This is a genomic window from uncultured Nostoc sp. (genome assembly GCF_964245575.1).
Taxonomy (GTDB): domain Bacteria; phylum Cyanobacteriota; class Cyanobacteriia; order Cyanobacteriales; family Nostocaceae; genus Nostoc.
Map to the genome: position 1 here is coordinate 1 of NZ_CAXTNP010000045.1, position 11,379 is coordinate 11,379.

At 41.9% G+C, this 11,379-nt stretch carries 8 protein-coding genes and 1 pseudogene; 6 read left to right on the forward strand and 3 right to left on the reverse strand.

Translation table 11 applies throughout. The features are described from left to right. Positions 1 to 185: 185 nt before the first annotated feature. From ACFFAP_RS09955 to ACFFAP_RS09975, 5 genes are all read left to right on the forward strand, one after another. On the forward strand, positions 186 to 1,328 hold the full coding sequence (locus ACFFAP_RS09955) for a glycosyltransferase (RefSeq protein ID WP_375511065.1): 1,143 nt from the start codon (positions 186 to 188) through the stop codon (positions 1,326 to 1,328). Between the two features lie 111 nt (positions 1,329 to 1,439). Next, positions 1,440 to 2,195 (forward strand): sugar transferase, encoded by a 756-nt coding sequence (locus ACFFAP_RS09960; protein WP_375511084.1) that lies wholly within the window; start codon positions 1,440 to 1,442, stop codon positions 2,193 to 2,195. Between the two features lie 773 nt (positions 2,196 to 2,968). Further along, on the forward strand, positions 2,969 to 4,048 hold the full coding sequence (gene gmd / locus ACFFAP_RS09965; RefSeq protein WP_375511066.1) for a GDP-mannose 4,6-dehydratase: 1,080 nt from the start codon (positions 2,969 to 2,971) through the stop codon (positions 4,046 to 4,048). Positions 4,049 to 4,071: 23 nt separating this feature from the next. After that, on the forward strand, positions 4,072 to 5,016 hold the full coding sequence (locus tag ACFFAP_RS09970) for a GDP-L-fucose synthase family protein (protein WP_375511067.1): 945 nt from the start codon (positions 4,072 to 4,074) through the stop codon (positions 5,014 to 5,016). A gap of 73 nt (positions 5,017 to 5,089) precedes the next feature. After that, positions 5,090 to 5,668 (forward strand): 5-formyltetrahydrofolate cyclo-ligase, encoded by a 579-nt coding sequence (locus ACFFAP_RS09975; protein ID WP_375511068.1) that lies wholly within the window; start codon positions 5,090 to 5,092, stop codon positions 5,666 to 5,668. A gap of 361 nt (positions 5,669 to 6,029) precedes the next feature. Here the strand turns inward: ACFFAP_RS09975 and ACFFAP_RS09980 are convergent, their stop codons facing one another. Beyond that, positions 6,030 to 6,662 (reverse strand): DUF416 family protein, encoded by a 633-nt coding sequence (locus tag ACFFAP_RS09980; RefSeq protein WP_375511069.1) that lies wholly within the window; start codon positions 6,660 to 6,662, stop codon positions 6,030 to 6,032. 205 nt (positions 6,663 to 6,867) lie between these two features. Here ACFFAP_RS09980 and ACFFAP_RS09985 point away from each other — a divergent pair, with 205 nt between their 5' ends. Then, complete coding sequence (locus ACFFAP_RS09985; protein ID WP_375511070.1) at positions 6,868 to 7,704, forward strand: carbohydrate ABC transporter permease; 837 nt, start codon at positions 6,868 to 6,870, stop codon at positions 7,702 to 7,704. Positions 7,705 to 7,902: 198 nt separating this feature from the next. Here the strand turns inward: ACFFAP_RS09985 and ACFFAP_RS09990 are convergent, their stop codons facing one another. Next, entirely contained in the window at positions 7,903 to 8,556 is a 654-nt protein-coding gene (locus ACFFAP_RS09990; RefSeq protein WP_375511071.1) for a sugar transferase, read from the reverse strand. A 313-nt stretch (positions 8,557 to 8,869) separates the two neighbouring features. Next, positions 8,870 to 11,379: pseudogene (locus tag ACFFAP_RS09995) on the reverse strand (hypothetical protein); the annotation flags it as partial.

Consider the following 11,379-nt stretch of genomic DNA (forward strand, 5'->3'; position numbering starts at 1 on the left):
CCACTCCCCACTCCCCACTCCCCACTCTGAGATTATCAGGTTGCAGCATCCATCTGGAACCTCTAAGGTAAGATTGCGTCTTATGTGCTAATCTGGGGCGCTTCCCGTTAATTAATCACAAGGGGAGACTTTTCAGTTAACCTCATCAAGTTGCCCTTTGTAATTTCCATTTATTCAAGTTACCTGTGCCCTTGAAATATGCTCTGGTTCATGAGTGGCTGACACCCAAAGCCACCGGTGGTTCAGAACTCGTTGTACGAGAAATTTTGAATCACATTGATGCTGATTTGTATGCCCTCATCGATTTTGAATCCAGTAATGCTGAAAGTTATTTATACAAGCGTCAAATTGGCAAGACGTTTCTCCAGAACTTTCCCTATGCCCGCAACGGTGTACAAAAATACTTGCCTTTGTGGCCTTTGGCAATTGAACAACTTGATTTGCGGCATTATGACGTAATTCTGTCTTCATCCCACGCTGTTGCCAAAGGAATTCTTACCACTCCCGAACAGATTCATATTTGCTACTGTCACAGCCCTATGCGCTATGCCTGGGACTTGACTTTTGATTATCTGCGCCACAGCAAAATGGGTAGTGGTTTAGCTGGGTGGGTGACGCGATATTTATTACATCGTTTGCGCCAGTGGGATGTATTGAGTGCCAATCGCGTTGATTATTTCATTGCTAACTCGCAACATACAGCTCGGCGGATTTGGCGTTGCTATCGCCGACAAGCAACAGTCATTTACCCACCAGTGAATATTGCGGAATTTCCATTCCTGTCTGAGAAAGAGGACTTTTACCTGACAGTTTCCCGGTTAGTGAGTTACAAGCAAGTATCGTTAATTGTCAACGCTTTTAATCAACTAAAACGACCATTAGTAGTCATTGGTACAGGAGATGAAATGAACAAGATTCGTGAGATGGCAAACTCGAATATCCAAATATTGGGATGGCAACCCGATAATGTGGTAAAAAAATATATGTCTAGGGCTAAGGCGTTTGTGTATGCAGCTTGTGAAGATTTTGGTATCGCCCTAGTGGAAGCACAAGCCTGTGGCACGCCAGTGATTGCCTACGGTGCAGGGGGTGCTCTAGAAACAGTGCGAGATATCCGCTCTTTTGCGGATACAGGGACAGGTATATTCTTCAGGACGCAAACAGAGGCGGCTTTAGTGGAGGCAGTAGAAAAGTTTGAAGCGGATGAGGGTTCGTTCAGTTCCGAGTATATGCGATCGCACGCCGCGCAGTTCTCACCGCAAATTTTTGCAGATCGTTATCTAGATTTTGTAAACAAATGCAACGAAAAAAGACCATTTTTGCAATGATGGTATTGAATAACGTCTTATTTTTTTAGGCTTTTGGCAATTTCCCCCAGAAGCACCTCATTTTGGCTTTAATATTGGGACTATGTGTGGTGTGGATTATTAAGGAGTATGATGACTGCCCAGAGCTCACTCCTCTCCGGCAAGCGAGGCGTACGGCAAGACACTAGAGCGTCTACGCGTTTCTTAAAACGCGGTCAAAAAACAAGGACGCCAAAAGTTAAGCCCAAAGGTTTATCTTTTCAGGGTTTAAACGGAGAGTTTGTCAAACGACTGTTCGATATAGTGTTTTCGCTGTCGGTATTAATTTTGTTCTTCCCCGTCTACTTAATTTTGACCTTGCTGATTGCCTTTAGCTCAGAAGGCCCAATTTTTTATGTCCAAGAACGGGTAGGGAAAAATTATAAAGCGTTTAATTGTATTAAATTCCGAACAATGGTAAGCAATGCGGACGAAATCCTCATGCAAATGATGGAAACATCGCCCGAATTGCGACAAGAATTTGAGAGCAGTTTTAAGCTGAAACAAGACCCCCGGATTACCAAAATTGGTCGATTTTTGCGAATTACTAGCTTAGACGAATTTCCGCAGTTCTGGAACGTTCTAAAAGGGGACATGAGTGTAGTCGGGCCCCGACCCTTAGTAGCAGAAGAACTGCCAAAATACGGTTATCACATTGATGAGATTTTAACAATCCGTCCAGGAATTACTGGTTTGTGGCAGGTGTCTGGGCGTAATGACATTCCCTACCCTCGGCGAGTCCAAATAGACCTGCATTATGTCAAATTTAGGAATTTCTGGCTTGATTTATGGATCATCTTAAAAACTGTTGATGTGGTAATTCTACCCAAAAATAACGGGGCATACTGAGTAACTACTTAGGGTCGATTCTGTGGGGCAGTTAATGCCCCTAAATACCAATTCTTTCCCTAAGATTAAACGATTGTTCATCTTTATTTATATAGTTATCTATAATTTATGCGTTTCTACTTAGCTTAGACTTCTTTGAGTGTGCACGTGTGGTTCGCTTTGCTCTTATTCTGAATTTTTACCAGAAGTCTAATTTAAAATATTTATTTTATCGAAACAGAATTCAAGAATTAGTCCTCAAAATTCAGTTGGGTATTCTGACCGAAAAAGCGGTGCTTCGTAGCGTAAAGCCTTCTCTTCTCCCAAGAGGAGACGCTAACGCGAAGGAGACGCGGCGCGTAGCAAGATCCACGAAGTGGTACGGCATGGCAACGCTATGAGCGAGTCCGCGATAGCGCAGCGTTAGCGAGTATTCGAGCGTCGCGTCTGAATAAGTGGGTTTAAGACCCCAAATGAATTGATTCTGACTTCTGAATTCTTCTTTAATCAGTCTTCACAAAACCATATATATATGAAGTTTTGACAAACAAACAACGTACACAAAAAGAATCTCGAACTATTTAGTAAAAAAATATACATAACTAAACAATTTTGATATATCTAAGTTGAATTTACATGTTAAATTACCTTTTATTAAGTATATCTATTTACGGAGAAAGTCTTTTAACAACAATAACTCGTAGGTTTACCATTAGGCAATTGAGCAATTAGCTGCTAAGTTGTATCAGATTAGCTGTAACTTTTTAATCAAAGACAATAAGGGATAATTGAGCATGACGCAACAGAAGCGAGCGTTGATTACTGGAATTACCGGTCAAGATGGTTCATATCTAAGTGAGTTTCTGTTGGAACAAGGTTATGAGGTTCATGGTATTATTCGCCGGACTTCTACCTTTAATACAGACCGCATCGATCACATTTACGAAGACCCCCACAAAGAGGGAGTGCGGTTGTTTCTTCACTATGGTGACTTGACAGATGGTACGACGCTGCGACGCATTTTAGAAGAAGTCCAGCCAGTAGAGATTTACAACCTGGGCGCTCAATCCCATGTCAGAGTAAGCTTTGATTCACCAGAATACACGGTGGATGCTGTCGGAATGGGAACGTTGCGTCTGCTGGAAGCAATTCGGGACTATCAACACCGTACCGGAATTCAGGTGCGATTTTACCAGGCGGGTTCTTCAGAAATGTACGGTTTAGTACAAGCAATACCTCAAACTGAGACAACGCCCTTTTATCCCCGCAGTCCCTATGCCTGTGCGAAAGTTTACGCCCACTGGCAAACTATAAATTATCGTGAGTCTTATGATTTGTTTGCTTGTAATGGCATACTCTTTAACCACGAGTCACCACGGCGGGGTGAAACCTTTGTAACCCGCAAAATTACTAGAGCAGTGGCTGGTATCGTTGCTGGTAAGCAGAAAAAAATTTACATGGGTAATCTAGACGCAAAGCGAGATTGGGGCTACGCAAAAGATTACGTCAAAGCAATGTGGTTGATGTTGCAGAAAGACCAGCCAGACGATTACGTAATTGCGACAGGTGAAACCCACTCGGTGCGCGAGTTTTTGGAACTGGCATTTAGTTACGTAAATCTCAATTGGGAAGATTATGTAGAGTTTGATGAGCGTTACCTTCGTCCATCTGAGGTAGAGTTGTTGATTGGCGATTCTACCAAAGCACGGCAGAAGTTGGGCTGGACACCATCCGTAACCTTTGAAGAACTAGTTTCCTTAATGGTAGAAGCAGATTTACAAGCATTGGGTCACACTTCACCCAATGGAAATGGTTCGCAATTTCCATTAGATATTGCGACTATTCGTCAACAACTGGGCGCTTTGCACTTCTGATTCGCACCACAGAGGATAAAAATATGACCGGCTTAGAATTAAAAAATAAACGCATTCTTGTCACTGGTGGGTCGGGGTTTCTAGGTCGTCAGGTGATAGAGCAACTGTGTAAAGCAGGGGCTGAACGTGAGAAGATTACAGTAACGCGATCGCGCGATTGTGATTTGCGTGTTTGGGAAAATAGCCAACGCGCAGTTGACCAGCAAGACGTAATTATCCACCTAGCAGCTCATGTTGGGGGTATCGGTCTAAACCGTGAAAAACCCGCTGAGTTGTTCTACGATAACTTGATCATGGGAACGCAGCTAATTCACGCTGCCTATCAAGCTGGAGTAGAAAAGTTTGTTTGTGTTGGCACAATCTGCGCCTATCCTAAATTTACTCCGGTGCCATTCAAAGAAGATGATCTTTGGAATGGCTACCCAGAGGAAACCAACGCCCCCTACGGAATTGCTAAAAAAGCGCTTTTAGTCCAATTGCAATCTTACCGCCAGCAGTACGGTTTTAATGGGATTTATCTACTGCCAGTGAATTTATATGGCCCAGAAGATAACTTTGACACAGGAAGTTCTCACGTTATTCCAGCATTAGTTCGCAAAGTTCACGAAGCTCAATTTAAAGCAGAAAAGCAACTCCCAGTTTGGGGTGATGGCAGTCCCACCCGTGAGTTTTTGTATTCAGAAGATGCAGCGCGGGGGATTGTTATGGGAACTCAATTCTATAATGAATCGGAACCAGTTAACTTGGGAACAGGTTATGAAATCTCCATCCTTGATTTAGTAACTCTAATCTGCGAATTGATGGAGTTTAAGGGTGAAATTGTTTGGCAAACTGACAAGCCTAATGGTCAACCCCGCCGTTGTTTAGATACTGAACGGGCAAAGCAAGCCTTTAATTTCACGGCTCAGGTGGGCTTTGAGCAAGGGCTAAAGAATACCATTGAGTGGTATCGTCAACACGCTGTATAACAATGTATCGCTAAGTGTAGGCTGATATAAGCTGGGCATTGCCCAGCTTATTTGTTTGAAGCTATAAATTTTCATGGACAAAGTTAATTATCAATTAAATAAAGCAGAACTACGGCGCACTCTACTTAAAACCCGTCAATCAATGCCTGTTCGAGAGTGGAGAGAAAAAAGCGATCGCTTATGCTCTCATTTACAAAACTCTACTTTGTTTACCCAAGCAAAAACAATACTCGCTTATTTCAGCTTTCGCCAAGAACCCGATCTCAGTCCACTATTTGCAAACACCAAATACCGTTGGGGATTTCCTCGCTGCATTGATAAAAAATCCCTATCTTGGCATCTTTGGACACCGAGTGATCCTATCCAAGGCGGCGCTTATGGCATTACTGAACCATACCCCGACGCTCCAATCTTAGATCCGGCTGAAGTAGATTTGATTCTTGTCCCTAGTGTCGCTTGCGACTATCAAGGATATCGCCTGGGCTATGGCGGCGGATATTACGATCGCTTACTCAGTTTACCGCAGTGGCAGACAAAGCCGACTATCGGAATTGTCTTTGAGTTTGCCTATTTGTCCGAAATACTTAGTGAGTATTGGGATAAACCACTACAAGCTGTTTCTACGGAAACCGGATTGACTCAGAAAGGCTAAAGGATTCAGGATGATGAAGACACATCATCAAATGTTTTATGACTAACCCAACGTCATCTACCATTGAGCAGGAAGCAATAATTAGACGATATTATCGCAATTAGCCTCCAAGCTCAACAAATACTGTCTTTAAGGCAATACGCTTGGGTTAGTGCCAAAATCCCTAAGTTAAAGCTAATTTACAATTAGACTTAACCCAAGCATATTGGTTTTTAACGAATCTTTTTAGCAATGCTATAGATATGGCAGAATTTGTTTGATTTTTGAAAAAATTCCGTACATCTCGAAAAGGCTTATTCCCTATTCCCTACTCGCTACCTACGCAAATAACTTCAAAAATCAAGGCGGATTATTATATAACTCAAGGTAAATCAATCAGACTTTTTCGCTGATTAGTAAATGAAGTACGAAGGCATTGTAGAAAATTAATATTTAATTTATCAACGGTTTTTAAATTTTGTAAATCTTCGTTTTGTTTTGCGATTTCTCGTATAGCAAACATGTGGTTACTAAATTCTTCTTTTTGTTCTTCAAGTGACTTTTCATCCAACCAATTAGGATCTTCAATATCTTTCATAGCAGAGAGATATCCATCAATCGTGTTCGTTACACACTTTGGTACTTTAATAATATTTTTTGGTGTTGGATCAAGACAGGCTTCTAAAGTGAAGCAAATTGCAGAAGCAGCTTCCTGTGCTTCAACATCATATTGCGATCCTGAAACACAATCAGCATTGGGAACTGCTTCCTGACATACTTTCAATAGTTGACGAATTTGTTTGGCATTTACTAGTTGTCTTTCAATAAATGACCATACTTCGTTGAGTGCATTTCTAAGGATAGAAGGATCGCCCCAACCATCTTCTTGCTTTACAAGACTATAGTTAGGTAAAAGCCTTTCGCAACAGCTAGCAGCAAATACAAGTCTATGAACAGGTGATAATTCTGTTAATTCTGCTTCTAAAACATCAAATTCGTAAAGTTTAATATTCATCTCATTTATAATGTTATGCCTATCAAGGTAGTAGTATAGAAGAGCTAATATTTACTTTAGTATTAATTGTGATTGACATTCTTGCATTCTAAAAGTCACAGATTCTCGACTTATCAAAAAATTTGGCTAGCTTGTTTATAATGAACGATATAGAATTGCTTTAACCAAATTCTAGAATTACAATGGAAAACTTGTAATCAATCAAATGCTGAACTTTAAAAAATCACGATCGCAAATTCTGCTAATGTATGCGCTATTAGGAGCGATCGCACTGGTGATGCTCTTTCCTTTACTGTGGCTAGTTAGTACAGCCTTGAAATCACCTACAGAAAATATTTTGCAGTCGCCGCCACAGTTATTGCCTACATCACCCACACTAGATAACTTCTTTAGTGTGTGGAACTCTTTACCTTTTGGACAATACCTGTATAATAGTACTCTTGTCTCAGTGCTGACTGTGGGCTTAAATCTGCTATTTTGCGCTTTAGCTGCCTATCCGTTGGCAAGATTATCATTTGTCGGGCGAGACTGGATTTTTGTGGCGATTGTCTCTACGATTATGATTCCCTTCCAAATCGTGATGATTCCCCTTTATATTTTGACAGTCCAGTTGGGTTTGATAAATACTTATTTAGGGATGATTTTTCCGAGTTTAGCTTCTGCATTTGGCATTTTTCTGTTGCGCCAAGCTTTCATGAGTGTCCCCAAAGAGATAGAAGAAGCCGCCCGCATGGATGGCAGTTCGGAGTTAGGTTTGTGGTGGCATATTATGTTACCAGCAGTTCGCCCAGCATTAGTAACTTTAGCTATTTTTGTATTCATTGGTGCTTGGAGTGACTTTTTATGGCCTTTAATTGTCATCCAAGATGAAAATTTATACACTCTTCCTTTGGGAGTCGCAAAGCTAGCAGGTACATTTTCCCTTGACTGGCGGTTAGTAGCTGCTGGTTCAGTAATTGCGATCGCCCCAGTCTTATTACTGTTTTTCTTTTTACAACGTTATATTGTTCCCACGGAAACTGGTAGCGGGGTCAAGGGTTGAAGAAGAATTCAGCTATTCTGAATAAGAAAGTGGTAGATGAGGGAGATTAGGGAGATTAGGGAGAAATAATTAATTAATGTTCAATACTTCAGCTTACCTCGGCTTTGCTACCTCGACTTACTTCGACTACGCTCAGTACAAGTCGCTCGGCACAAGTCGTCGGCACGAGTGCGAGAGTACAAGTGCCCAATGCCTAATTCAATAAGCACCAGTCTTTTTCAAGACTACCCAGATAGTTTTAATAATCAAACTCAGGTCATAAATTACAGACCACTTACGTTGATAATCTATATCCATCTTGACAATGGTTTCAAAGTCTGTAATGCTGGAACGTCCATTTGCCTGCCATTCTCCAGTAATGCCTGGTTTAACTCGCAATCTATCCCAGTGGTGTGGATCGTAATTGCTGACTTCATCAGGAGTGGGTGGACGAGTACCAACTAAACTCATGTCCCCAACCAGAACATTCCAAAATTGGGGAAATTCGTCTAAACTAGTACGCCGCAAAAATTTCCCCACAGGAGTAATGCGAGGATCATCAACAGATTTAAAGATGTGACCTTTGGCTTGATTTTCGACCAAATGCTTGAACTTATCGGCATCGACGATCATCGAACGGAATTTCCAGATGCGAAAAGTTTTTCCGTTTAAACCACAGCGAATTTGGGAATAAAATATTGGGCTTGGAGCATCTATAAAAGTAACAATTGCTACAGGAATTGCTATGATAAATGTAGTTATCAGCCCCAAAATGGCTCCAACAATGTCAATTAATCGTTTTCTCACGCTTAAGGTTGACGGGTGGAAAGGCTGTTGCGAGCAATTAACTGAATAAAGATAAAGATGATTCACAACGACTAACTTATCTACAATAGGAGTTTTTGAATCAGTAGTGTAGACATGAACATAATTCTTCGGCGATTTTTACTGCTTTTGTCAATACCACTGAGTGTTAACATACGCAAAAATCAAGCAATATAAAAACTGAAAACCCAAAGTTTACAGAATCTTTTAATTAAGGTGGAAAATTGTAAAATTACATTATTTCATAGCATCCAATAAAAAGTGTTATTGGTACACATCCAAAATATTACACTATTGTTGAGAGCAGAAAGCCCATCAGGATGTGACCGACTCAGAAAGACACATCCGTGATGTACTAATCTCAATGATTAACCTCTACAGCGAAATTGACTAAGTATGCTTCCTCCAGTGATTGCTGATTACTAGCCTTGATTGCATTTAGATAGTGATGCAAAGACAACAGTTGTTGGGAATTAGGACGATATGTGAGATTGCCTTGTTTTTCAAAAAGTGGTGCTGTAGTGATCGCGTGATAGTCAGGATTTTCTTGCGAACTCTGAGTCAGCCAAGCCGAATCTGTAACTGAAGGTATCAAACCGGAAGGCAATTCACCTTCCAAAAAAGCCAGCAGGCGTTGCTGACAAGTGCGAGTATTGATCCCACGACCCTCAAATAACTGGATAACTTCACCGAAAGATAAGGGTCGATCTGGTAGCAGCCGCAGCAATTCTGTAAATAGGAAATAATCAGTGTATTCTTGCCTGGGTATATCTAATATCTGGGGATGCAAAGGCAGCATCGCCAAACCATAAGCAACCCGACTGCAATTAGGAGCGCTGTTTTCGCCGAGATATAAATCTTGAATAATCTTAGCGCTGGGGAGTTTTTGCCGTAGCCAACGATTCACCGTCCCGACACAAGCCACCCCACCAGTCAGGATAGCTTGATTAATGGATTCTGTGGGGATGCCACGAGCTACCAACAACTTGTTGAGTTCTCGGTTCAGGCGACGCACAAAGGGGATAAATACCTGGCTTTCTAAATCTCGTCGCGACAAAATCCATTGCTGATCGGCCAATTCTAAGGTGAAAGAGTCTTGGTGTTGCAAAATCAGCTTTAGAGCTAGTGCGGCATCTAGTACCGCCTGTCCCAAGAGGGAACTCTCTAGACGCTGTTGGAGGCGAATCCGAGCGGTGATATCTGGCTCTCCGACTCTGGGTAGTTCTAATTGTTCCAACCCTAAACTCTGCCAACGCATTTGGTCTAAACCGGGAATTGACGGTTGCCATTGCCAAGGATTATTGGTGGTAGTTTTGCGTAGGCGTAGCCCGCCGCAGGCATCGCTTGGTGTTTGTGGGCGTGATTGTCGAGATTTCGGTGGCAATAGCAACTGGCAGATTATATCTTGTTCAATTCCCTTACCAGCATAAGCAAAACTGTGGAGCATGAAATCATTGTATGTCAATTGCTGCAATGTTTCTGGGAGATTGACCAGCAACATTTCTGTGGCAGTTGCTCCAATGTTAATCACAAGGGTATTGCCAACAATGGGATGTTCGCTGGTTTTTGCCGGATGAGAACCCTGATGTTCGCTTAATTTTACTTGCTCACCGTTAGCAGCATCAAGTTCTGGGAGTAAACTAGCGATCGCTTCTTCGACAAAAAAGACTTGCTGCGGATGTTGGATGAGTTTACTGGTGAGTAAAGCTTCCCGTACGTTAAAGCGGTATTGTTCCGACCAACTAGATGGACAGGTGCAAATTACACCAGCAATATTATTGATAATTTTGGGGAAATCTTGTTCGCTGATCCCCATAGCAGCAGCGATTAAACTAGGGGTGGTACAAGTTTTTTCGGATTTGAGGGTTAATAGTAGCTTAGAGAGCGATCGTACAATCCAAATCAAAGGGCCTGCCGAAAATTCATTTAATTGCAAAACAGGTTCCCATTTCTGCCGTTCACTCTTGTAGGGAATGGCCACTTGTAAATAAGGCTTCAACTGCGCCGAGTAGAGATTATTTGTCGTCGCATCTGTTGTTGTCCGTGTTGTAGGAGCCGAGCGATCGGGCACTTTATCTTGGGCAACAGCCGCAGGTGCAGTCCGCTCATGTACTTCGATACTTTCGTTCTCTCCGTGAGGTACAGAAGCTGTAGGCAGATAAACCTCTGTTGGTAAACGAAATGATTGCTGGAAGGAAGTTGTTCCTGGCGGATTTTCTGCTGACCAGTAGATAGGATGTACAACAAAAGTAGAGCGATTTAATAATGCCGCAGAAATTCCTGTTGTACCTAAATCAATTCCTAAATACCAGACTGATTGTAGAACATTGAGCGAAACTTCTGGATTGTTGATGGAGTTGGAAATTGGAGGTAAAGAACTTTCTTCAACAGGAGTTGTGACTTCTTTTTGTTGTTCAGTTTCTACCTGGGGAACTGCCAAACTGGAGAAAGCAGTAGTTGAGGTATTTTCTACTATTTGGAGATTTTCTGTTAGCGGCTCAGGGGAAGTTGTAGGGATTATGTCTTGATTTTCATCAAGTAGTTCTGATAAAATATCCAAGTTGGTAGCTGGCTGCAACTCAGAATTTAGCTGCCGATCAAAATTAGCCAAATCCCGATCTAATTGCTGCAACTGTTCTTCATCTAAAGAAATATCAGGTACGGCTGGAGCCTGGTTTGACTCAACAGAAAGCAAGTTTTCTTGTGGCGAAGCAGCAATGTAGTTATCTAAAAACGGTTCTGGCTGATCATCGTTAATTAATACTTTCGGTTTGGCGATACCTTCTGGTGCGTCCGCTACGCGAACGGTAGGCTTTGCCAACGCAATTTCCGCTACTTCGGGAGTAACTGGTGCTGTAGTTGTGCCATTAT